A 23,496-nucleotide genomic window follows, 5' to 3' on the forward strand; every position below is an offset into this window, starting at 1 on the left:
ACCAGGGGTTACGGGTGTGCGTGCCCGGATTCGGTAACGGTCACCGAACGGGCAAGTTCAGGCCAAAGGTCAGTGCCCCTCGGCCTTCGCGTCGCACGTCTGGGCGCGCAGCGCGCGGGCCAGGTCGTCCCGCGCCTCCAGCACCAGGCGGCGCAGCGCCGGAGCCGCGTCCGCGTGCTCCGCGAGCCACGCGTCCGTCGCGTCCAGCGTCTCCTGACGGTCCTGGTAGGCGGGGAAGAGCCCGCTCACGATGTCCATGCCGATCTGGATGGACCGCTCCCGCCAGATCCGGTCGATCGCCGCGAAGTACTTCTGTGCGTACGGCGCGGTCAGCCGGCGCTGCGAGGGCTGGGAGAAGCCCGCGATCGTCGCCCCGACCAGCGCGTTCGACAGCTGGTCGGACTCCACGACCTGCGCCCACGCCTGCGCCTTGACCGCCTCCGACGGACGGGCCGCCAGGCAGCGGACCTGGTGCCGCTTGCCCGAGGCGGTGTCGTCGCGGGACAGCTCGGCCACCAGCAGCTCCTCGTCGGCCACCCCGTGCGCGGCCAGCGGCTCCAGGAACGCCCAGCGCAGCTCCTGGTCCACGCTCAGGCCCTCGACGGTCTCGGTGCCGTCGAGGAGCGCCTTCAGCAGCGCGAGATCGGCGGGCGCCGCGGCGACCGAGGCGAAGAACCGGGCCCAGGCGAGCTGGTGTTCGCCGCCCGGCTCCGCCGCCCGCAGCTCTTCCAGCGCGCCCCGCGCCAGCAGGCCGGCGCCGGTCTCCCGCCACTCGGGAGCCGCGTACCGCTCCAGTGCCGTGCCCGCCCACGCGTGCAGCATCTGGAGCACACCGATGTCGGACTCGCGGCCCGCGAAGCGCAGCACCAGCTCCAGGAACTCCCGCGCGGGCAGCAGCGCGTCCCGCGTCATGTTCCACAGCGCGGACCAGGCGAGCGCCCGGGCGAGCGGGTCGGACAGGCTGCCCAGGTGCTCGCGCAGGGTCGCGAGGGAGGTCTCGTCGAAGCGGACCTTGCAGTAGGTCAGGTCGTCGTCGTTGACCAGCACCAGCTCCGGTGCCTCGGCGCCGGCCAGTTCGGCGACGACGGTGCGCGGACCCTCGACGTCCGTCTCGACGCTCGCGTAACGCTCCAGCGAGCCCTCGGCGTCACGCCGGTACAGACCCACCCGCACCCGGTGCGGCCGCAGTTCGGGGTGCGACTCCGGAGCCTCCTGCACCACGGCCAGCTCCGCCACCCGGCCCTGGTCGTCCAACAGCACCTGCGGGGTGAGGGAGTTGACCCCGGCCGTCTGCAGCCACGCCGCCGCCCACGCCGTCATGTCCCGGCCGCTGGTCTCCGCCAGCACGGAAAGGAGGTCGCCCAGACGGGTGTTGCCGTACGCGTTGCGCTTGAAGTAGCGACGGGCGCCCTCCAGGAAGGCGTCCTGCCCGACGTACGCCACCAACTGCTTGAGCACCGAGGCGCCCTTGGCGTAGGTGATGCCGTCGAAGTTGAGCTTGGCGTCCTGCAGGTCGCGGATGTCGGCCGTGATGGGGTGCGTGGAGGGGAGCTGGTCGGCCCGGTAGGCCCACGCCTTGCGGCGGTTGGCGAAGGTCGTCCAGGCGTTCTCGAACCGGGTCGCGCCCACGTTCGCGAAGGTGCCCATGAAGTCCGCGAAGGACTCCTTCAGCCACAGGTCGTCCCACCACACCATGGTGACCAGGTCGCCGAACCACATGTGCGCCATCTCGTGCAGGATGACGTTGGCCCGCGCCTCGTACGACGTCTGCGTCACCTTGCCGCGGAAGATGTACTCCTCGCGGAAGGTCACCAGACCCGGGTTCTCCATCGCCCCGAGGTTGTACTCCGGCACGAACGCCTGGTCGTACTTCCCGAAGGGGTAGGGGTAGTCGAAGTTCTCGTGGAAGAAGTCCAGGCCCTGCTTGGTGACGAGGAAGACGTCGTCGGCGTCGAAGTACGGCGCGAGACCCTTGCGGCACATCGCGCCGAGCGGGATCTCCAGCTTGGTCCCGTCCTCCAGGACGCGCTCGTAGGAGTCGGTCACGTAGTGGTACGGCCCCGCCACCACGCAGGTGATGTACGTCGAGATGGGCTTGGTCTCCGCGAACTTCCAGACGCCGTCCGCGAGTTCACCGGCGCCGTTGCTCCACACCCGCCAGCCCTCGGGCGCGCGCACCTCGAAGCGGTAGGGCGCCTTGAGGTCCGGCTGCTCGAAGTTGGCGAACACCCGCCGGGCGTCGGCCGGTTCGTACTGCGTGTAGAGGTAGACCTCGCCGTCCTCGGGGTCCACGAAGCGGTGCATTCCCTCCCCGGTGCGGGAGTAGGCGCACTGCGCGTCCACGGTCAGTTCGTTCTCGGCGGCCAGGTCCGTCAGCAGCACCCGGGAGCCGTCGAAGACCTCGGCCGGGTCCAGGTCACGGCCGTTGAGCGTCACGGCGTTCACCGACGGCGCGATCAGGTCCGCGAAGGTCGACGCGCCCGGCTCGGCGCAGGCGAAGCGGATCGTCGTCACCGAGCGGAACGTGCGCGGCCCGCCGGTGTCCTCGGCGCCGCCCACGGCGGAGCGCAGGTCGAGCGACACGTCGTACCCGTCGACGGACAGCAGGGCGGCCCGCTCGCGGGCCTCGTCGCGGGACAGATTCTCACCGGGCACGGGCGGCACTCCCTTGTGGTCGCGGAAAAACAGGCACCGAACGGCACGATCCTGCCATGCGGCCCCGGGACGCGGCATCGGGGAATTGCGCGGGCGCAGGCGATGTTGGCGCCGGTAAAGACCGTTTCGCTAGGAGAGACATGTCCGAGACCGCGACCACGTCGGGCAAGACCCCGGTGGACTTCTGGTTCGACCCGCTGTGCCCCTGGGCCTGGATGACCTCCCGCTGGGTGCTGGAGGTGGAGAAGGTCCGCGACATCGAGGTCCGCTGGCACATCATGAGCCTCGCCGTCCTGAACGAGGACCGCATCGACGAGCTGCCCGAGGAGTACCGGGAGATGCTCGCCACCAAGGCGTGGCAGCCGGTCCGGGTGGTCACCGCCGCCTGGCAGAAGCACGGCGCCGACGTGCTCGGCCCGCTGTACACCGCGCTCGGCACCCGTATCCACAACGAGGGCCAGGGCCCGACCCGCGAGGCCGTCGAGGGCGCGCTCGCCGAGGCCGGCCTGCCCGCCGACCTCATCGACTACTTCGACCAGACCGACTTCGAGTTCGACGCCGAGCTGCGCGCCTCCCACAAGGAGGGCATCGAGAAGGTCGGCCAGGAGGTCGGCACCCCGGTCATCGCGGTCCCCGGTCCCGACGGTGAGCAGATCGCCTTCTTCGGCCCCGTCGTCACCCCCGCCCCCAAGGGCGAGGAGGCGGCCCGCCTGTGGGACGGCACCCTCGCGGTCGCCTCGATCCCCGGCTTCTACGAGCTGAAGCGCACCCGGACGCAGGGGCCGGACTTCAGCAACCTCTAGGCACGTACGGCAGCTCGTACGCGTACGGCGGGGCCCCCGCGGGCATGACTTCGCGGGGGCCCCGGCCTGTTCCGCCCGCCGCCGTGAAGGGTGAGAAGACGATCACGAGGCGGGACGATCAGCGGACCTCAGGGGGGTCTATGTGCCGCTCCCCGGGCCGCTCAGGGGGCCAGCAGCAGCACGTCCGTCCGCTCCTTGGCGGCGGCGTACCGCCGGGCCACGTCCTGCCAGTTCACGACCTGCCACATGGCCTCGATGAAGTCGACCTTCTGGTTCTTGTACTGGAGGTAGAAGGCGTGCTCCCAGGCGTCGAAGACCAGGATCGGGGTCGAGCCCTGGCCGACGTTGCCCTGGTGGTCGTACACCTGCTCCACGATCAGCCGGCCGCTCAGCGGCTCGTACGCCAGCACGCCCCAGCCGGAGCCCTGGGTGGTGGCCGACGCCTTGGTCAACTGGGTCTTGAAGGCCGCGAAGGAACCGAACGACTCCGTGATCGCGTCCGCCAGCTCGCCCACGCCGTCCTGGGCCAGCGGCTCGCCGCCACCCTCCTTCGGACCGGTCATGTTCTGCCAGTAGACGCTGTGCAGGACGTGTCCGGAGAGGTGGAAGGCGAGGTTCTTCTCCAGGCCGTTGACCGAGCCCCAGGCGTTCTTGTCCCGCGCCTCGGCGAGCTGCTCCAGGGTGTCGTTGGCGCCCTTCACGTAGGCCGCGTGGTGCTTGTCGTGGTGCAGCTCGATGATCTCGGGGCTGATCACGGGCGCGAGCGCGGCGTAGTCGTAGGGCAGTTCCGGCAACGAGTAGACGGGCATGGGCAGGTCCCCTCCGAGACTTATTGCAAAAAGCTTGCAACTACACGCTAGCAACAAGAAGCGGTCGGTGGGCAAGGCGGGCACGACGAAGGCCCCCACGTGTCGCTCGTGGGGGCCTTCGTCGTGGGTGGTCAGCGCTTGGCGCGGGCCCGCTGCCAGGCGTAGCCGCCCGCCGCCAGGGCCAGCGTGAGGCCGCCCGTCGAGTAGAGCTGGGTCCGCGTGTCGGGCTGCCGGGCCATCAGCACCAGGATCACGACCATGCCGAGCAGCGCGACCCAGGTCAGCCACGGGAACGCCCACATCAGCACGGCGGGCCGCTCGGTACCGGCGCGCTCGGCGCGGCGGCGCAGGATCAGCTGGGAGGCGCCGACGAAGATCCAGACGACCAGGATCACCGCGCCGATCATGTTCAGCAGCCACATGAACACGTCGTCCGGGCGCCAGTAGCTGAGCAGCACGCACGCGAAGCCGAACACCGAGGAGACCAGGACCGCGATCCGGGGCACCCCGCCGGTCACCTTCGCCAGCGCCTTCGGGCCGAGACCCCGGCCGACCAGGGAGTGCAACATGCGCGAGGAGCCGTAGATGTTGGCGTTCATCGCGGAGAGCAGGGCGGCGAGGACCACCACGTTCATGACGCGGCCCGCGCCGGGGATGCCGAGGCTGTCGAGCGCGGCGACGTACGGACCGCGCGCCACGACCTCCGGGGAGTTCCACGGGACGAGGGTGACGACGACGGCCATCGAGCCGAGGTAGAACAGCGCGATCCGCCACATCGTCGTGCGCACGGCACCGGCCACACCCCGCACCGGGTCCTCCGACTCGGCGGCCGCGATGGTCACCGTCTCCAGGCCGCCGTACGCGAACACCGACGCGAGCAGGCCGAGGACCAGGCCGTGGGCGCCGTTGGGCAGGAAGTCGGCCAGGTGGGAGGTGCCGGGGGAGCGGGTACCGGGCAGCACCCCCGCGATGGCGAGGCCGCCGAGCGCCAGGAACAGCACGATCGCGCCGACCTTGAGCGCGGCGAACCAGAACTCGAACTCGCCGAAGTTCTTCACCGCGGCCAGGTTCGCGCCGCAGAACACCACCATGAACAGCGCGACCCAGGCCCACTGCGGGGTGCCGGGCAGCCAGCCGCTGACGATCTTTCCGGCGCCGATGCCCTCCAGGCCGACCACCGTGCACTGCATGATCCAGAACGACCAGCCGACCGTGAACCCGGCCCACGGTCCTATGGCCCGCTCGGCGTGCGCGGAGAAGGAGCCCGAGGACGGGTACGCCGCCGACAGCTCGCCCAGCATCCGCATCACCAGCAGCACGAGGAAGCCGGAGAGGGCGTAGGCGACGACGATGGAGGGTCCCGCGGCGGCGATCCCCGCGCCGGAACCGACGAAGAGGCCCGCGCCGATCACGCCACCCAGGGCGATCATGGACAGGTGGCGCTGCTTGAGGCCGGAGGCGAGGGGGGCGCCCTGTGCCCGCTGCTGCGGCGATTGCTGCGGCGGCTGCCGCGTGGTGGTGCTGGGCGTGGGGCGGGGCATGGGGCGGGGCTCGTCCAGTCCGGTAGTCCGACAAGTGGATAAAAAACTCCACCAGTCTGGGCGGTTTCCGGGAGCGGTCGTGGAAAGTGCCCACGATACGGACAAATCGCTTACGGAATGTGTGCGTCCGCTTACCTGGGTGGCCCGGGCCACCCGGCTGGGGTGACAGGCGTCACCCCGATCCCGGTGTAACCGGCATCCTTTGTCCGGAGCCCACCAAGGGCCTGTTCACGCCTTTGTCGAGCGCGGACGGTGATCGGGGGTTGGCCGCCGGTATAGCGTCGATGAGTTGTCACCTGCCCACACACCCGCGGAGTCCCCATGAGCACCGCCAGCGTCACCGCTCGCCCCGGCGCAGTCCTCGCCGACCTCATCCCTGCGTCCCGCGTGCGCGACGCCGCCCTCGTGCTCGGCGGCGCCGTCCTCACCGGTCTCGCGGCCCAGATCGCCGTCCCGGTGCCGGGCTCCCCGGTCCCGGTGACCGGTCAGACCTTCGCCGCGCTGCTCGTCGGCACCGCGCTCGGCGCCCGCCGCGGCGTCCTCTCCCTCGCGCTGTACGCGGTCGCGGGCGTCGTCGGCGTGCCGTGGTTCGCGGGCGGTGCCTCGGGCGCCGGCGCGGTCTCCTTCGGCTACGTCCTCGGCATGATCCTCGCCTCCGCCGCCGTCGGCGCCCTCGCCCGCCGCGGCGCGGACCGCTCCCCCCTCCGCACGGCGGGCACGATGCTCCTCGGCGAGGCGATCATCTACGCGATCGGCGTCCCGTACCTGGCCCTCGCGGCCCACATGTCCCTCACCCAGGCCATCGCCGCCGGCCTCACCCCCTTCCTGATCGGCGACGCCCTGAAGGCCGCCCTGGCCATGGGCCTCCTCCCGACGGCATGGAAGCTCACGTCCAAGCGCTGAACCTCCCCGCGAAGGGCCCGCCACGTCCCTGGCGGGCCCTTCGTCATGTCCCGGCCGGGGTGCGGACCCGTCAAAGGACGTGCTGCCCGGTAAACGCGTGGCCGTCCGGCAGGGGCGTCCGCCATGATCGGCGCGTGCAGCCACTCGACGACAGCAGCAACCCGTTGATCAAGGCGTTCCCGGCCCGGCTCGCGAGCGACGCCGAGGCGGTCCTGGCACTGATCCCCGATTCCCGGCTCCAGCCGTTCCTCTGGTTCTCGGTCGCGGTGGAGGGCCGGCAGATGCTGATCCCCGAGCGCCTCTACAACGACGAGCCCCCGGCCGACGCGGTGGCGTCGCTCTCGCCGCGCCAACGGCAGCTTCTGCACTGCCTGTACTCCCGCCACTGCGACGGGAGGGTCAGACAGCGTCACCTGGAGGAGATCGTCGGCTCCGCGGACCCCTGGGCCGTTCCCTACGTCGTACGGCTGGTCGGCGAGTACGTCGTGGAGATCCTGGTCGTCATCCGCGACGAGCTGCGCGGACTCGCCGGCCCCGGCACCCCCGGTCACCTCGCCTACGGGCAGTTCCTCGTGGACAACCCGGTCTTCTTCGCCCGCGTCCAGCGGCAGGTCGTGAGCTACTGGAACTGCTACCACCGCAGCCACAACCACGCGAGCTTCCAGGGCTACCCGGGCTGCACCCTCCTCGACCTCCTGCGCGCCGCCGCCTCCGACAGGGCGGGACGCCCGTGGCCGAACCTCGCTCCGTCCGGCGCCAGGGCGCACGGCTACTGCTAGGACCGCACGGCTACTGCCGGGACCCGGCCGCACGCCCCGCCCACCACCCCCCGACCTCCACCGGCCGGACTTGGATGACGCGAGAAAGCCCGGCCCCACCGGGGATTCCCCCGCGGGGCCGGGCTTTCTCCGACCGGTCCAAAGATCAGGCCGTCGGGACCTTCTCCGCGTCATCCTGGCCGGAGGCCGCCGCCTCGACGGCCGGGGCCGGGCGGTCGGCGGTCAGCTTCTGCTTGACCAGGGCGATGATGATCACGACCGCGGCCACGCCCAGGGACAGCAGCACGGTCACGCGACCGCTGCTCTCGCCCTTGGTGTCGGTGAGCATGTAGCCGAGGACGAAGACGATCAGCGCGGCCGTCGCCCAGGTGAGGTACGGGTACAGCCACATCTTCACGACGAGTTTCTCCGGCGCCTCACGCTGGATGATCTTCCGCATCCGGAGCTGCGAGAAGCAGATCACCAGCCACACGAAGAGCGCGACCGCGCCGCTGGAGTTGACCAGGAAGAGGAAGACCGTCTTCGGGTACGCGTAGTTGAAGAACACCGCGAGGAAGCCGAACGCGACGGACGCGAGGATCGCCGCCATCGGCACACCACGGGAGTTCGTGCGGGCGAACGCCTTCGGCGCGTCACCGCGCTCACCGAGCGAGAACGCCATGCGGGACGCGGTGTACAGGCCCGAGTTGAGGCAGGAAAGCACCGAGGTCAGCACGATGAACTGCATGATCTGGTCGGCGTGCGGGATGCCCAGCGAACCGAGCGCGGCCACGTACGAGCCGTCCTTCGCGATCGACGGGTCGTTCCACGGCAGCAGCGAGACCACGACGAGGATCGAGCCCAGGTAGAAGACGCCGATACGCCAGATGATGCTGTTGGTCGACTTGGTCACCGCGCGCTGCGGGTTCTCGGACTCGCCGGCCGCCAGCGTGGCGATCTCGCTGCCCATGAAGGAGAACACGACCAGCAGCACACCGGTGAGGATCGCGCCCGGACCGTGCGGCAGGAAACCGCCGTGCGCGGTCAGGTTCGAAAGCCCGGCCTTGTCACTGTGCACACCCGGCAGCACGCCGAACACCGCCAGCGCGCCGATCACGATGAACGCACCGATCGCCACGACCTTGATCCCGGCGAACCAGAACTCGAACTCGCCGTAGGAACCGACGGACACCAGGTTCGTCGCCGTCAGCACGGCCATCACGATCAGGGCCCAGCCCCATTGCGGCACGGCCGGTATCCAGCCGTGCAGGATGCCCGCGCCGGCGGTCGCCTCGACGGCGAGCACGACGACCCAGAAGAACCAGTAGAGCCAGCCGATCGAGAAGCCCGCCCAGCGGCCCAGCGCGCGGTCGGCGTGGGCGGAGAAGGAGCCGGAGGTCGGGTTGGCCGCCGACATCTCGCCGAGCATCCGCATCACGAGGACGACGAGCGTGCCGACGAGGGCGTAGGACAGCAGGATGCCGGGGCCCGCGGTGGCGATACCGGAACTGGAGCCGACGAACAGTCCGGCACCGATCACACCACCGATCGCGATCATCGACAGATGGCGGTTCTTGAGTCCTGCTTGAAGTCCGGAACCAGAGGTCATGGACGGATTTCCTTTGCGCCTGTGGTGCATTTCCCGTTCGACCCGTGGGGGCCGTGTGAAACGACGGAGTACGGGGCCTCGCACGAGCGGTGTACGAGGCGGTTCAGTGAATCCGAGGGAAACGAATTCGGGAACCTCTGAATCCGGATTGTTACTTGAGGTTTTCTTGAGCTTCTATGGTGTGGCTCACATATCTCGTGTCGAACCCGGAGCTGCTGCCCGGAATCGGGCGTGTCACACTCGGTACATGCGCGTGTATCTCGGCTCCGACCATGCGGGCTACGAACTCAAGAACCACCTCGTCGACTGGCTGAAGGCGGCGGGGCACGAGCCCGTCGACTGCGGGCCCCACATCTACGACGCCCAGGACGACTACCCGCCCTTCTGCCTCCGGGCCGCGGAGCGCACGGCGGCCGACCCGGGCGCCCTCGGCATCGTGATCGGCGGCTCCGGCAACGGCGAGCAGATCGCCGCCAACAAGGTCAAGGGGGTGCGCGCCGCCCTCGCCTGGAGCGAGGAGACCGCCGCCCTCGGCCGTCAGCACAACAACGCCAACGTCGTCGCGGTGGGCGCGCGGATGCACACCGAGGAGGAGGCGACCAAGTTCGTCGAGGTGTTCCTCAACACCCCCTTCTCCGGTGACGAGCGTCACATGCGCCGCATCGACATGCTGACCAACTACGAGAACACCGGCGAACTGCCGCCCATCCCGGCGCACCACCCCCAGTCGTAAGCACCGGGCCCGGCCCCCTGACCGGCCCCCCGCCGTACCCACCGCCCGCCGCGCCCGCACCCCGGACGCGGCGGGCGGCCGGGCAACGGCCGAGGGGCACCCGGCGGGCCACCGGCGACACCCGGCAGAGAATCAGCGGGAAGACCACCAGGAAGGACGCCCCGGCCGTGCCAGAAGGGCACACCATCCACCGCCTGGCGCGGGACTGCGCCGAGCGCTTCGAAGGCACCGCCCCCCGGGTCGGCAGCCCCCAGGGCAAGTTCGCCGACGCCGCTGCCCTGCTCGACGGCGCGGAGCTGACCGCCACCGAAGCCCACGGCAAGCACCTCTTCCTCCGCTTCCGCGACACCGACTGGGTCCACATCCACCTCGGCCTCTTCGGCAAGGTCGCCCTCGGTCCGGCCCCCGCACCCCCGCCCACCGACACCGTCCGGCTGCGCCTGGCGAACGACACCGACTACCTCGACCTGCGCGGCCCCACCACCTGCGCCCTCATCACCGACGACGAGAAGCGCGCCGTACACGACCGGCTCGGCCCCGACCCGCTGCGCGCCGACGCCGACCCGGCCGCCGCCTACGCCCGCGTCCGCCGCAGCCGTACGACGATCGCCGCACTGCTCATGGACCAGAAGATCGTCGCGGGCGTCGGGAACGTATACAGAGCCGAGGTCCTCTTCCGGCACGGCATCGACCCCTACCGCACGGGGAAGGACATCACCCCGGCCGAGTGGGACGCGATCTGGGCCGACCTCGTGGACCTCATGCGCGAGGGCGTGCGCAACAACCGCATCGACACCGTGCGCCCCGAGCACACCCCCGAGGCCATGGGCCGTCCGCCCCGCGTCGACGACCACGGCGGCGAGGTCTACGTCTACCGCCGGGCCACCCTCCCCTGCCACGTCTGCGCCACGGAGATCCGCACCGCCGGGCTCGCCGCCCGCAACCTCTTCTGGTGCCCCACCTGCCAGAAGGGCTGACCAACCCCGGCCCGGGTCACGCCCGTTGATGACGGAACGGCCAATTTCCGCCGGGTGGCAGCGCGAACGCGCTCCGTACCGTTCACTGTGTAGTTGAAACGCCACTGTGTAGTGGAAACGCCAAGTGGAGCCTCGCACGGGGGACAAGTGGGACCTCCCGTGCCAAGCGGCTGGTCCGATGGATAGGGTCGCGAACTGATGGCAGCAGGAGAGCGGCGCGCGAAGGCCGAGACGTTCACGGCCCGGTGCAAGATGCAGTGGCACCGGGTCCGGGTCGCGCTGCGCCGCAGCGCCGTGGACTACTTCCGCGGTGACGGCCCCGACTGGATCGCCCTCGTCGGCCTCCTCGTCACCATTCCCGTCCTCATGGCGATGACACTCGGCAACTCCGTCTGGTGCTCGCCCGCCACCCTCGTCCTGCCCATCGTCGCGGGCGGACTGGTGCTGCGTCCGGCCAGCCTGCTCGGGCTGTACGCGGCCGCCGCCACCGCGCTCATCGTCGAGTCCGTGAGCCTCGGCCCGTACACCGAGGGCCCCTCCAGAGTCACCCCCGGCGTCGTCCTCGTCGTCGCCGCATGCGGCTTCTTCGGGCTGCTCACCGCCCAGTTCCGCAGCCGCGTCGGCGTGCCCTGGCGGCGCGGCGGCACCATGCTCTTCGACCTGCGCGAACGCATCCGCGCCCAGAGCGAGCTGCCCAAACTCCCGCGCGGCTGGCACCAGGAGATGGCCCTGCGCCCGGCCGGCGGCCAGTCCTTCTCCGGTGACTTCGTCGTCGCGGCCCGCACCAACGGCGGCCGCACCCTGGAGGTCGTCCTCACCGACGTCTCCGGCAAGGGCATGGACGCGGGCTCCCGCGCCCTGCTCCTCTCCGGCGCCTTCGGCGGCCTCATCGGCTCCCTGCCCCCGCACGCCTTCCTCACCGCCGCCAACGGCTACCTCCTGCGCCAGGACTGGGACGAGGGCTTCGCCACCTCCATCCACCTCGTCCTCGACCTCGACTCCGGGGACTACGAGCTGTACTCCGCGGGCCATCCGCCCGGTCTCCAGCTCTGCGCGGGCAACGGCCGCTGGGAGGAGAAGGCCGCCGAGGGCCCCCTCCTCGGCGTGTACGACGGCGCCCAGTTCGACTCCGTGAAGGGTTCGCTGCGCCCCGGCGACGTGCTGATGCTCTTCACCGACGGACTGGTGGAGACCTCCGACCGCGACATCGTCGAGGGCATCGACCGCCTCACCGGAGAGGCCGACCGCTATGTCGCGGGCGGCTTCCACGGCGCCGCCTGGCACCTCATCGAGGCCGTCGCCAAGGACGTCAACGACGACCGCGCCCTGCTGCTCATCTGCCGCGAGGCGTCCGCCACTTCACACTAGGAGCCGTCCATGGACGACGAACTCCTCACCCCGGCCCAGGTCGAGACCCTCGCCCGCGCCGCCCACGCCCGCCAGACGGACAAGGCGGGCCGCCCCTACGCCGAACACCTCGCCGCCGTCGCGGAGGGCGTACGGCAGCGGGGCGGCGACGCCGAACAGATCGCCGCCGCCTGGCTCCACGACGCCGTCGAGGACGACGCGCTGAGCGAGGAATGGCTGACCGGAGCCGCCCTGACCCCGCGCACCAGGGCGATCGTACGAGCCCTCACCAAGCGCCCCGGCGAGCCGCCCGAGGCGTACGCGCGGCGCGTCCTCGCCACCCCGGGCGCCCTCCTGGTCAAACAGGCCGACCTCGCCCACAACGCCGATCCCGCCCGGCTCGCCGTCCTGGACGAGCCGACCCGGAAACGACTGACCGAGAAGTACACGCGGATGCGTGCGCTTCTCGGTCTGGAGTCGGGTCCCGGTCCGGGGGAGCCGAACGGAGACAGGCCCTAGGCGTCGGCTGTCTCGCGGCGCTTGTCGGCCGCGGGCTTCGGCTGGACCCGGGCGCGCTCCCGCTCGCTCTTCTGCTGGCGCTGCCGCGCCTGCTCCGCCGGGTCCTGCTTGAAGGCCCACTCCATCTTCGGTTCCATCACACACCGGAACACCCGTTGGACCGGCTTGGTGCACAGCACCGTGATGACGGCCGCCGCGATCACCGTCGCCGCGATCTCCCCGAGCGGGCCGTGCAGCCAGCCGTGGTCGTACCAGTCCTGGTAGCGGGCCAGTCGCACCAGGAAGCCGTGCAGCAGATAGCCGTACAGGGTGCCCGCGCCCAGCGTCGTGAACCACAGCTTGCGGCCCGGCACCCAGGCGAAGAAGCAGGCCGTCAGCACGGTCGAGCAGGCCAGCATCCCCAGCGTCATCAGCGGACCGCACCACCAGGGGGCGCCCAGCTCCTGCGCGGAGTCACGGTGGTAGAACCACGCGGCGTTCATCCGCGGCGCCGCCCACCAGGAGACCGCCAGAGCCGCCGCGAACACCGGCAGCGCGGCGATCCGCACCGACCGGCGCCGTACCAGCTTGAAGTGCTCCGGCTTCAGACACAGACCGAGCACGAAGTACGGGAGGAACTGCAGCACGCGCTGGAGGTCGAGGTCGTCGCCTATGGAGGGGCTGACCGCGGCGAGCATCGCGATGCCCGTGGCCACCGGCAGCGGCCAGCGGATCAGCTTCCACAGCGGCGTGGTCAGCCGCCACACGAACAGCGCGGCCAGGAACCACGTCATGTACCAGGGGTCCAGCAGACTGATGTCGCCGCTCTCGCCCGTGAAGTGGTTGCGGAACAGCGAGTACGCCGCCTCGAAGACGACGTACGGCACGACGACCCCGGTGACCAGTCGCTTGAGCCGGTCCGGCCGCATGTCGAAACTCCGGGAGAAATAGCCGGAGATGACGATGAACGCGGGCATGTGGAAGGCGAAGACGAAGCCGTAGAGGGCCTGGACCGTCCGGCTGCCGTCCTGCAGCGGCTCCCACGCGTGGCCCATCGCCACGAGCACGATCGCCAGATACTTGGCGTTGTCGTAGAAGGAATCGCGCTGTTTGACGGGTCTGTCCGCCTGCGCCTTTCCGAGCTGCTCGCTCATCGGGGTACGGGGACCGGGCACCTTGCCGGCCGGCGGCTGGGCCGGTGGCAGTGGCCTGCGGTTCTGGCCTAGGGACGGGGCGGCGTCAAACATCTCTGGCACCCTAGCGTCGAGTGTGCGAATACGTAAAACCACCGAGGTCATTCCTGGTTATCGCGCTCGGATACCCCGTGAATCGCATAACTTGCCCGTCCGGACGGCGTGATGACAGGCACAATCATGGCGTTCGTTCATCCGTGATGTCCCGATTCATCCGGACTAAAGGGGGCATTCTCCGTCACTGTGACGGCAATTCGAAATACCTGCGCGCCAGATGTGTGGATGCGGAAACGAACCCGGGGAATTAGCTGTGCACGCGCGCGCGGAAGACGCACGGGGAGCGCCGGGGGATGTACGCGGAACGCGGCCGAAATCGCGCGTGTCGCGGGCCCGTTGGCCGACGAACTGCCGACGATGTGTCACGAGCCGCATACCGGGGCCCTGTTGGTGGCACGATGGTTCTGGCGGAGGTGCGCACGGCGGTGCCTCCGGTCCCGGAGCGCCGACCGACCGAGGGTGTGATCAGTTGTGGCCATTTCACTGTCTGTGGTGCTGCTGTTGGCGATCATCCTTGTAGTGCTGATCCGGGGAGGGAACATCAAGGCCGGCCCGGCCATCGTGGCGATCCTCTTCGGTTTCTTCCTCGCCTCGACCGGCATGGCGCCGTCCATCAACCGCTTCATGAACTCGATAGCGGAGACGATCAACTCGATCAGCTTCTGAAACGCGTCGGGGCCGGGCGGAGGGCGATGCCTCCGACCCGGCCCCGAGCCGTGTGGAGCGGGCGACGGGAATCGAACCCGCGTAGCTAGTTTGGAAGACTAGGGCTCTACCATTGAGCTACGCCCGCGAGAGCGCGCCACCGGTCGGTGACCGCGGCACGGGAGCATCGTAGCGGGTCCGCCGACGCGGAGGCCAACGTGCCGCCCGGCGCGGGTGTCCGCGCGCGCCCCTTCTTTGTGCGGGCGCCGCAGGTGGCCCGGGCATGTACCCTACGTCTCGCACCAGACGGGGTGTGGCGCAGCTTGGTAGCGCGTCCGCTTTGGGAGCGGAAGGCCGTGGGTTCAAATCCCGCCACCCCGACCACGGCTCACGGCGTTGTGATGATCGCCTTTTGGGGCGCTGACCGGCTGCGGTTACTATGCAAGCTGCGCGCCCGTGTGCCCGGCCTCATGGCTTACGTACTCCTCCGGGCGGCTATCCGCCGGGCCTCGCTGGCTCCGGCAGAACCCAAGAAGTCAGCCACAAGGAGACCGAACCGTGAAGAGCGCCGTGGAGACCCTGAACCCGACCCGGGTTCGGCTCACTGTCGAGGTGCCCTTCGAGGAGCTCAAGGACAGCCTCGACGCGGCGTACAAGAAGATCAACCAGCAGGTCACGGTGAAGGGCTTCCGCAAGGGCAAGATCCCGGCCCGGGTCATCGACCAGCGGTTCGGTCGTGGCGCCGTGCTGGAGGAGGCCGTCAACGACGCGCTCCCGAAGTTCTACACCGAGGCGGTCAACGAGGCCGAGCTGAGCCCGCTGGGCCAGCCCGAGGTCGACATCACCGAGCTGAAGGACGGCGAGACGCTGAACTTCACCGCCGAGGTCGACATCCGCCCCGCCCTCGAGATCCCGGACTACTCCGGCATCGAGGTCGAGGTCGACGCCGTCGAGGTCACCGACGAGGACGTGGAGAAGTCCGTCGAGCAGCTCCGTGAGCGCTTCGCCTCCACCTCCCCGGTCGAGCGCGCCGCCGAGGACGGCGACGTGGTCACCATCGACCTGGAGGCCAAGGTCGACGGCGAGGTCCTCGAGGACGGCGTCGCCGAGGGCGTGTCCTACACCATCGGCTCGGGCGAGCTGCTCGACGGCATCGACGAGGCCGTCAAGGGTCTGTCCGCCGGCGAGGAGGCCACCTTCACCTCCGAGCTGAAGGGCGGCTCCGCCGCCGGCCGCGAGGCCGAGGTCACCGTCAAGGTCACCCAGGTCGCCGCCCGCGAACTGCCCGAGCTGGACGACGAGTTCGCGCAGCTCGCCTCCGAGTTCGACACCCTGGACGAGCTGAAGGCCGACAGCCGCAAGCGCCTGGCCAACATGAAGCAGTACGACCAGGCCACCCAGGCCCAGGAGCGCGTGCTCGACAAGCTCCTCGAGCTGGTCGAGGTCCCGGTCCCCGAGAAGCTGCTCGAGGACGAGGTCAACACCCGCAAGCACAACCTGGAGCACCACCAGCTCGGCCAGATGGGCCTGACCCTCGACAAGTACCTGGAGATCCAGGGCAAGACCGCCGAGGAGTTCGACACCGAGACCCGCGAGGCCGCGGTCAAGGGCATCAAGACCCAGTTCGTCCTCGACGAGCTGGTGAAGAAGGAGAACCTGGGCGTCAACCAGGAGGAGCTCACCGAGCACCTCATGCGCCGCGCCGCCTCCTCCGGCATGTCCCCCGACCAGTTCGCCCAGGCCGTCGTCGAGGGCGGCCAGGTTCCGCTGCTCGTCGGCGAGGTCGCCCGCGGCAAGGCCCTGGCCGTCGTGGTCGAGGCCGCCACGGTGAAGGACACCAACGGCGAGGTCGTCGACCTGGACGACGAGGACGACGAGGAGACCACCGAGGTCACCGAGACCGTCGAGGAGACCCCGGAGGCCTGAGCCTTCGCGGTACCCGCCTGACAGCAGGCCCCCGGGAGCGTGTCTCCTGGGGGCCTGCTGTCTTACGCGCGTCCGGGGGGGCTTGCCTCGAAGGGGCGGCGGAAACCGCGCGGGAGGCGACCACGGGCCGCACCCCGAAGACCCCCGCCACCGCGCACTCCGAACCCCGCCCGCACCCGGCGGAGCCACTACGCCGGAGGCGAACACCCGCTTCTCCGGGATTCCCCGGGGGGACCAGAGCGTTAGGGTCCATGAATACGGGGCGCGGGGGAGCACCCCCGCCAAACCCCGGCAGGACTACGTGAGACGGCCCGGCGCCGTCGTAAGACGAGCAGGTGGATACGTGACGAATCTGATGCCCTCCGCCGCCGGCGAGCCCTCCATCGGCGGTGGCCTCGGTGACCAGGTCTACAACCGGCTGCTGGGCGAGCGGATCATCTTCCTCGGCCAGCAGGTCGACGACGACATCGCCAACAAGATCACCGCTCAGTTGCTCCTCCTCGCGGCCGACCCCGAGAAGGACATCTACCTCTACATCAACAGCCCCGGCGGCTCGGTGACGGCCGGCATGGCGATCTACGACACCATGCAGTACATCCCGAACGACGTGGTCACGATCGCGATGGGCATGGCGGCCTCCATGGGCCAGTTCCTGCTCACCGGCGGCGCCGCCGGCAAGCGCTTCGCGCTGCCGCACGCGGACATCATGATGCACCAGGGCTCCGCGGGCCTCGGCGGTACGGTCTCGGACATCAAGATCCAGGCCGAGTACCTGCTGCGCACCAAGAAGCGCATGTCCGAGCTGACCGCCCAGCACTCCGGCCAGACGGTCGAGGCGATCATCCGCGACGGCGACCGCGACCGCTGGTTCACCCCGGAGGAGGCCAAGGAGTACGGTCTCATCGACGAGATCATCACGCACGCCTCGGGTGTTCCGGGTGGCGGCGGCACCGGTGCCTGACCGGCCCGTCCGCGCCACGCACCGCCACCACTGAAAGCCCCCAGAACGCCACCAGGACGGTGAACACCCCATGAGCAACTTCCCCGGCGCCGCCAGCGGTATGTACGAGGGCCCCCGCCCCGACAGCCGTTACATCATTCCCCGCTTCGTCGAGCGCACTTCCCAGGGCGTCCGCGAGTACGACCCGTACGCCAAGCTCTTCGAAGAGCGCGTGATCTTCCTCGGCGTCCAGATCGACGACGCGTCCGCCAACGACGTCATGGCGCAGCTCCTGTGCCTGGAGTCGATGGACCCGGACCGCGACATCTCGATCTACATCAACAGCCCCGGCGGTGACATGACGGCCCTCACGGCCATCTACGACACCATGCAGTTCGTGAAGCCGGACATCCAGACGGTGTGCATGGGCCAGGCGGCCTCCGCCGCGGCGATCCTGCTGGCCGCCGGCACCCCGGGCAAGCGCATGGCGCTGCCGAACTCCCGCGTGCTGATCCACCAGCCGGCCGGTTCCACGGGCCGTGGGCAGCTCTCCGACCTGGAGATCATCGCCAAGGAGTTCACCCGGATGCGTGAGCAGCTCGAGGACATGCTGGCCAAGCACTCCAACCAGCCGATCGAGAAGATCCGCGAGGACATCGAGCGCGACAAGATCCTCACGGCCGACGAGGCCCTGGAGTACGGCCTCGTCGACCAGATCATCTCCACCCGCAAGATGAACAACGAGGCGGTTCGCTGACCGCGACCGTGCACTTCTGGGCCGCTTTGGCAGGGTCCACGTCAAAGTGAACCCTGCCAAGGGGGCCCCGAACACGGCCCCGGGCAAGGTACCGTCGGACATAAGGCAGCACCAGGAGTCGCAGGGCCGGCAGCGTCCAGGCGTCTCCCAGGCGAAGGGGAAGCACACCGTGGCACGCATCGGTGACGGCGGCGATCTGCTCAAGTGCTCGTTCTGCGGCAAGAGCCAGAAGCAGGTCAAGAAGCTCATCGCAGGGCCCGGTGTGTACATCTGCGACGAGTGCATCGATCTCTGCAACGAGATCATCGAGGAAGAGCTCGCGGAGACCAGCGAGGTGCGCTGGGAGGAGCTGCCCAAGCCCCGCGAGATCTACGAGTTCCTCGAGGGCTACGTGGTCGGCCAGGAGGCCGCCAAGAAGGCCCTCTCGGTCGCGGTGTACAACCACTACAAGCGGGTCCAGGCCGGTGAGAACGGCGGCGCGCAGGGCCGCGAGGACGCCATCGAGCTGGCGAAGTCCAACATCCTGCTGCTCGGCCCCACGGGCTCGGGCAAGACCCTCCTCGCGCAGACCCTGGCCCGGATGCTGAACGTCCCCTTCGCGATCGCGGACGCCACCGCGCTCACCGAGGCGGGCTACGTCGGCGAGGACGTCGAGAACATCCTCCTGAAGCTCATCCAGGCGGCCGACTACGACGTCAAGAAGGCCGAGACCGGGATCATCTACATCGACGAGATCGACAAGGTGGCCCGCAAGAGCGAGAACCCGTCGATCACGCGCGACGTGAGCGGCGAGGGCGTCCAGCAGGCGCTGCTGAAGATCCTGGAGGGCACCACCGCCTCGGTCCCGCCGCAGGGCGGCCGCAAGCACCCGCACCAGGAGTTCATCCAGATCGACACGACGAACGTCCTGTTCATCGTGGGCGGTGCCTTCGCGGGCCTGGAGAAGATCATCGAGGCCCGGGCGGGCGCCAAGGGCATCGGCTTCGGCGCCACGATCCGCTCCAAGCGCGAGCTGGCGGCCAAGGACATCTTCGAGGACATCATGCCCGAGGACCTGGTGAAGTTCGGGATGATCCCCGAGTTCATCGGCCGTCTCCCGGTCATCACCTCGGTGCACAACCTCGACCGCGAGGCCCTGCTCAAGATCCTCGTCGAGCCGCGCAACGCCCTGGTCAAGCAGTACCAGCGGCTGTTCGAACTCGACGGTGTGGAGCTCGACTTCGAGCGCGAGGCGCTGGAGGCCATCGCCGACCAGGCCATCCTCCGCCAGACCGGCGCGCGGGGCTTGCGCGCCATCATGGAGGAGGTGCTGATGTCGGTGATGTACGAGGTGCCGTCTCGCAAGGACGTCGCCCGCGTCGTCATCACGGCCGACGTCGTGCACTCCAACGTCAACCCGACCCTCATCCCGCGGGACTCCCGGGGCCGGGGCACGGGCGAGCAGAAGACCGCCTAGCCCGCGGCAGGCGACACGCGAAGGGCCCCCGTCCGGCGAGGACGGGGGCCCTTTCGCATGAGCCCTCGGGCCGTGCGGGCCCTGACGCCGCGAACCGTCAGGCCGCGACGCGGATCTCCTTGCGCAGCCGCGCCACCAGGTCGGCGTCCGCGGCCAGGTCACTGGGGCGGCCCGCCGCGAGCGTGGCGACGTCCATCGGCATCACGAACCCGATGGTGCTGTGGTCGCCCCAGACACAGACCGAGACGGTCATCTGGTCGGGCATCCCCTTGGCGGTGCTGTTCGTGGCCACCTTGGCGTGCTGGCACTTGAGCACGGCGTCCCCGAGCGCGGAGGGCGTGAACGTCTGCGGCTCGCCCTCCAGCTTGTACTTGTTGTCGGGGTCCTTGTCCCCCTGGTCCTTCAGGTAGGCGAACATCGCGTCCACGGTCTTCCCCGGGTCGGCGATCGTGCCGTAGACCCCGCCGAACTCCATGAGCTTCTTGCTCAGCGGGTTCGCCTCGTTCCCGGCCGCGTACTCGGCGGTCACGTCCTTCGGGTCCTGCACGCCCCAGGTCTCGGCGTCCTTGAGGTCGTCCTGCGTCATGGCGCCCGCGTCGCTCTTGCCCTTGCGGTACTCGGTGAGCACCCGCGAGGGCGTCACGAGCTTGTGCGGGCCGTCGTCGGCGACCGAGCCGTTCTTGTCGTCCCCGCCGGAGAACGCGAAGAAGGCGCCCACCACCACGGCGACCGCCACCGCGGCCGCCCCGACGATCAGCCCCGTCCGCTTCTTGCCCCCGGCCGGCACCGGCGCCTGCGGAGTCCCGTAGGACGGCGGGCCGTAGGGCGGCTGCTGGCCGTACGGGCTCGGGGGCTGCTGGCCGTAGGGGTTCTGCTGCGGCGGCACACCGCCCTGCTGCGGGTAGGCGTAACCGGGCTGCGGGGTTCCGGGCGGGGGCGGCGGGGGCGGTACCGGAGCCCCGCCCTGCGGGGGATAGCCGTAGCCGGGCCGGGGCGCGGGCGACTGCTGTCCGTAGGGGCCCGGCTGGGCGTACGGGCCGGGCTGCCCGGCCGGCGGGCCGTACGGACCCGGCTGCTGGGGCGGTCCGCCGTACGGGCCCGGCTGGTTGCTGCTCATTCCTCGCATCCCCTCCACACGCTCCTGTGTCCCCGCCATCCTGGCCCAGCCGCCGGGAGCGCACGGCACCGGGGGCCGCACCGTTACAGAACAAACGCGTTTCGGGAGCACCCTCCGGCACCTCTAAACTGACCCCCGTGACCGAGAACGCTCAGCAGCAGCCACCCGCGCCCGACACCGAACTGCCGACCCAGTACGCGCCGGCCGATGTAGAGGGGCCGCTGTACGAGCGCTGGGTAGAGCGGGGCTACTTCGAGGCGGACGCGAAGAGCGACAAGCCGCCCTTCACCGTCGTCATCCCCCCGCCCAACGTCACCGGCAGCCTGCACCTGGGCCACGCCTTCGAGCACACGATCATCGACGCCCTCACCCGCCGCAAGCGGATGCAGGGCTACGAGACGCTGTGGCAGCCCGGCATGGACCACGCCGGCATCGCCACGCAGAACGTCGTCGAGCGCGAGCTGGGCAAGGAGGGCAAGTCCCGCCACGACCTGGGCCGCGAGGCGTTCGTCGAGCGCGTCTGGCAGTGGAAGGGCGAGTCCGGCGGCCAGATCTCCGGCCAGATGCGCCGCCTCGGCGACGGCGTCGCCTGGTCCCGCGAGCGCTTCACCATGGACGAGGGCCTCTCCCAGGCCGTCCAGACCATCTTCAAGCGCCTCTACGACGACGAGCTGATCTACCGCGCCGAGCGCATCATCAACTGGTGCCCGCGCTGCCTGACCGCGATCTCCGACATCGAGGTCGAGTACCAGGACGACGACGGCGAGCTCGTCTCCATGAAGTACGGCGAGGGCGACGAGACGATCGTCGTCGCCACCACCCGCGCCGAGACGATGCTCGGTGACACGGCCGTCGCCGTCCACCCCTCCGACGAGCGCTACCAGCACCTCATCGGCAAGCTGATCAAGCTCCCGCTGACCGACCGCTCCATCCCGGTCGTCGCGGACGAGCACGTCGACCCCGAGTTCGGCACCGGCGCCGTCAAGGTGACCCCGGCGCACGACCCGAACGACTTCGAGATCGGCCAGCGGCACGACCTGCCGTCCATCACCGTCATGGACGAGCACGCCGTGATCACCACCCCCGGCCCCTTCCAGGGCCTGGACCGCCTGGAGGCCCGCTCCGCCATCGTCGCCGCCCTGCGTGCCGAGGGCCGGATCGTCGCCGAGAAGCGGCCCTACGTCCACTCCGTCGGCCACTGCTCGCGCTGCAAGACCACCATCGAGCCGCGCCTGTCGATGCAGTGGTGGGTCAAGGTCGGCCCGCTCGCCAAGGCCGCCGGTGACGCGGTCCGCGACGGCAAGGTCAAGATCCACCCGCAGGAGATGGAGAAGCGGTACTTCGACTGGGTCGACAACCTGCACGACTGGTGCATCTCGCGCCAGCTCTGGTGGGGCCACCGCATCCCCGTCTGGTACGGCCCGAACGGCGAGGTCGTCTGCGTCGGCCCCGACGAGCAGCCGCCCACCGGCGAGGGCTGGCACCAGGACAGCGACGTCCTCGACACCTGGTTCTCCTCCGGCCTGTGGCCCTTCTCCACCCTGGGCTGGCCCGAGCAGACCGAGTCGCTCGCGAAGTTCTACCCGAACTCCGTCCTGGTCACCGGCTACGACATCCTCTTCTTCTGGGTCGCCCGGATGATGATGTTCGGCCTCTACGCGATGGACGGCACCCCGCCGTTCCACACCATCGCCCTGCACGGCATGGTCCGCGACCAGTTCGGCAAGAAGATGTCGAAGTCCTTCGGCAACGCGGTCAACCCGCTGGACTGGATGGACAAGTACGGCTCCGACGCCCTGCGCTTCACCCTCGCGCGCGGCGCCAACCCGGGTGTCGACGTGCCGATCGGCGAGGAGTGGGTCCAGGGCTCGCGCAACTTCGCCAACAAGATCTGGAACGCGACGCGCTTCGCGCTGATGAACGGCGCGACGGTGGAGGGCCCGCTGCCGGACGCCTCCGCGATGTCCGCCACCGACCGCTGGATCCTCTCCCGCCTCAACTCGGTCGTGGCCGAGGTCGACGCGTTCTACGAGGACTACCAGTTCGCCAAGCTCTCGGACGCGCTGTTCCACTTCGCGTGGGACGAGGTCTTCGACTGGTACGTCGAGCTGTCCAAGACGACCTTCCAGGCGGGCGGCGAGGCGGCGGAGGTCTCCAAGCGGGTCCTCGGTGAGGTCCTCGACGTCACGCTCAAGCTGCTGCACCCGGTGGTCCCCTTCGTCACGGAGACGCTGTGGACGACGCTGACGGGCGGTGAGTCGCTGGTCATCGCCGAGTGGCCCACCGACTCCGGCTTCCGTGACGCCTCGGCCGAGCGGGAGATCGAGTCCCTCCAGTCGGTCATCACCGAGGTCCGCCGCTTCCGCGCCGACCAGGGCCTGCAGCCCGGCCAGCGCGTCCCGGCCCGCCTCACCCTGACCGGCACGGCGCTCGCCCCGCACGAGGCGGCGATCCGTCAGCTCCTCCGTCTCCAGCCGGAGGGGGAGTCTTTCACGGCGACGGCGACCCTGCCGGTGGCGGGAGCGGAGGTCGCGCTGGACCTCTCCGGCACGATCGACGTCGCGGCGGAGCGCAAGCGGCTCGCCAAGGACCTCGCCGCGGCGGAGAAGGAGAAGGCCCAGGCGACGGCCAAGCTCGGCAACGAGGCGTTCCTCGCCAAGGCGCCGGACGCGGTGGTCGACAAGATCCGCGGCCGCCTCGCCAAGGCGGAGGAGGACATGACCCGCCTCCGCGCCCAGCTGGACCGCCTCCCGCAGGCGTAAGCGCGCTGCG

At 69.9% G+C, this 23,496-nt stretch carries 19 protein-coding genes and 2 tRNA genes; 14 read left to right on the plus strand and 7 right to left on the minus strand.

Annotation, left to right across the window (positions count from 1 at the left end; all coding sequences use genetic code 11):
- Positions 1–69: 69 nt before the first annotated feature.
- Complete coding sequence (gene pepN / locus ACWEEU_RS26660; protein WP_451735468.1) at positions 70–2,655, minus strand: aminopeptidase N; 2,586 nt, start codon at positions 2,653–2,655, stop codon at positions 70–72.
- A gap of 140 nt (positions 2,656–2,795) precedes the next feature.
- Here pepN and ACWEEU_RS26665 point away from each other — a divergent pair, with 140 nt between their 5' ends.
- Positions 2,796–3,458, plus strand: coding sequence for a mycothiol-dependent nitroreductase Rv2466c family protein (locus tag ACWEEU_RS26665; RefSeq protein WP_385747320.1), 663 nt, complete (start codon positions 2,796–2,798; stop codon positions 3,456–3,458).
- Between the two features lie 161 nt (positions 3,459–3,619).
- On the opposite strand, the gene ACWEEU_RS26670 is transcribed toward ACWEEU_RS26665, so the two are convergent.
- Both ACWEEU_RS26670 and ACWEEU_RS26675 read right to left on the minus strand, forming a co-directional pair.
- On the minus strand, positions 3,620–4,267 hold the full coding sequence (locus tag ACWEEU_RS26670; protein WP_451735472.1) for a superoxide dismutase: 648 nt from the start codon (positions 4,265–4,267) through the stop codon (positions 3,620–3,622).
- A gap of 131 nt (positions 4,268–4,398) precedes the next feature.
- Positions 4,399–5,808 (minus strand): amino acid permease, encoded by a 1,410-nt coding sequence (locus ACWEEU_RS26675; protein ID WP_451735475.1) that lies wholly within the window; start codon positions 5,806–5,808, stop codon positions 4,399–4,401.
- Positions 5,809–6,129: 321 nt separating this feature from the next.
- Here ACWEEU_RS26675 and ACWEEU_RS26680 point away from each other — a divergent pair, with 321 nt between their 5' ends.
- Positions 6,130–6,711 carry a biotin transporter BioY gene (locus ACWEEU_RS26680; RefSeq protein ID WP_385747326.1) on the plus strand — a complete coding sequence of 194 codons (582 nt, stop codon included), beginning with the start codon at positions 6,130–6,132 and terminating at the stop codon, positions 6,709–6,711.
- Between the two features lie 134 nt (positions 6,712–6,845).
- Complete coding sequence (locus ACWEEU_RS26685) at positions 6,846–7,490, plus strand: hypothetical protein (RefSeq protein WP_451735478.1); 645 nt, start codon at positions 6,846–6,848, stop codon at positions 7,488–7,490.
- 145 nt (positions 7,491–7,635) lie between these two features.
- On the opposite strand, the gene ACWEEU_RS26690 is transcribed toward ACWEEU_RS26685, so the two are convergent.
- Positions 7,636–9,078 (minus strand): amino acid permease, encoded by a 1,443-nt coding sequence (locus ACWEEU_RS26690; RefSeq protein ID WP_385747330.1) that lies wholly within the window; start codon positions 9,076–9,078, stop codon positions 7,636–7,638.
- 247 nt (positions 9,079–9,325) lie between these two features.
- Here ACWEEU_RS26690 and ACWEEU_RS26695 point away from each other — a divergent pair, with 247 nt between their 5' ends.
- From ACWEEU_RS26695 to ACWEEU_RS26710, 4 genes are all read left to right on the plus strand, one after another.
- Positions 9,326–9,811 carry a ribose-5-phosphate isomerase gene (locus tag ACWEEU_RS26695; RefSeq protein WP_356104467.1) on the plus strand — a complete coding sequence of 162 codons (486 nt, stop codon included), beginning with the start codon at positions 9,326–9,328 and terminating at the stop codon, positions 9,809–9,811.
- A gap of 167 nt (positions 9,812–9,978) precedes the next feature.
- Positions 9,979–10,788: an Fpg/Nei family DNA glycosylase gene (locus ACWEEU_RS26700; protein ID WP_451735482.1), complete on the plus strand. Its 810-nt coding sequence runs from the start codon at positions 9,979–9,981 to the stop codon at positions 10,786–10,788.
- Positions 10,789–10,986: 198 nt separating this feature from the next.
- Positions 10,987–12,156 carry a PP2C family protein-serine/threonine phosphatase gene (locus ACWEEU_RS26705; protein ID WP_385747334.1) on the plus strand — a complete coding sequence of 390 codons (1,170 nt, stop codon included), beginning with the start codon at positions 10,987–10,989 and terminating at the stop codon, positions 12,154–12,156.
- Positions 12,157–12,165: 9 nt separating this feature from the next.
- Complete coding sequence (locus tag ACWEEU_RS26710) at positions 12,166–12,654, plus strand: HD domain-containing protein (protein ID WP_451735485.1); 489 nt, start codon at positions 12,166–12,168, stop codon at positions 12,652–12,654.
- Here the strand turns inward: ACWEEU_RS26710 and ACWEEU_RS26715 are convergent.
- On the minus strand, positions 12,651–13,787 hold the full coding sequence (locus ACWEEU_RS26715; RefSeq protein WP_385747337.1) for an acyltransferase family protein: 1,137 nt from the start codon (positions 13,785–13,787) through the stop codon (positions 12,651–12,653). The genes ACWEEU_RS26710 and ACWEEU_RS26715 overlap by 4 nt on opposite strands.
- Before the next feature lie 567 nt (positions 13,788–14,354).
- Here ACWEEU_RS26715 and ACWEEU_RS26720 point away from each other — a divergent pair.
- Positions 14,355–14,549, plus strand: coding sequence for a hypothetical protein (locus tag ACWEEU_RS26720; RefSeq protein WP_385747339.1), 195 nt, complete (start codon positions 14,355–14,357; stop codon positions 14,547–14,549).
- A 53-nt stretch (positions 14,550–14,602) separates the two neighbouring features.
- Here ACWEEU_RS26720 and ACWEEU_RS26725 read toward each other — a convergent pair.
- Positions 14,603–14,676, minus strand: a tRNA-Gly gene (locus ACWEEU_RS26725).
- 159 nt (positions 14,677–14,835) lie between these two features.
- Between ACWEEU_RS26725 and ACWEEU_RS26730 the strand changes: the two genes are divergently transcribed.
- The 5 genes from ACWEEU_RS26730 (at position 14,836) to clpX (ending at position 19,607) form a co-directional block, all read left to right on the plus strand.
- Positions 14,836–14,912, plus strand: a tRNA-Pro gene (locus ACWEEU_RS26730).
- Between the two features lie 174 nt (positions 14,913–15,086).
- A complete protein-coding gene (gene tig, locus ACWEEU_RS26735; protein WP_385747341.1) occupies positions 15,087–16,454 on the plus strand; it encodes a trigger factor in 1,368 nt (455 codons plus the stop codon).
- A 355-nt stretch (positions 16,455–16,809) separates the two neighbouring features.
- Entirely contained in the window at positions 16,810–17,415 is a 606-nt protein-coding gene (locus tag ACWEEU_RS26740) for an ATP-dependent Clp protease proteolytic subunit (RefSeq protein WP_161183448.1), read from the plus strand.
- A 70-nt stretch (positions 17,416–17,485) separates the two neighbouring features.
- Complete coding sequence (locus ACWEEU_RS26745) at positions 17,486–18,151, plus strand: ATP-dependent Clp protease proteolytic subunit (RefSeq protein ID WP_385747343.1); 666 nt, start codon at positions 17,486–17,488, stop codon at positions 18,149–18,151.
- Positions 18,152–18,320: 169 nt separating this feature from the next.
- On the plus strand, positions 18,321–19,607 hold the full coding sequence (gene clpX, locus ACWEEU_RS26750; RefSeq protein ID WP_199587160.1) for an ATP-dependent Clp protease ATP-binding subunit ClpX: 1,287 nt from the start codon (positions 18,321–18,323) through the stop codon (positions 19,605–19,607).
- Between the two features lie 97 nt (positions 19,608–19,704).
- Here the strand turns inward: clpX and ACWEEU_RS26755 are convergent, their stop codons facing one another.
- On the minus strand, positions 19,705–20,724 hold the full coding sequence (locus ACWEEU_RS26755) for a hypothetical protein (protein WP_451735490.1): 1,020 nt from the start codon (positions 20,722–20,724) through the stop codon (positions 19,705–19,707).
- 137 nt (positions 20,725–20,861) lie between these two features.
- On the opposite strand from ACWEEU_RS26755, the gene ACWEEU_RS26760 reads away from it, so the two are divergent.
- Positions 20,862–23,486, plus strand: a complete 2,625-nt coding sequence (locus tag ACWEEU_RS26760; protein WP_385747347.1) for a valine--tRNA ligase — start codon at positions 20,862–20,864, stop codon at positions 23,484–23,486.
- Positions 23,487–23,496: the final 10 nt, after the last annotated feature.

It is taken from the genome of Streptomyces sp. NPDC005004 (genome assembly GCF_053600675.1).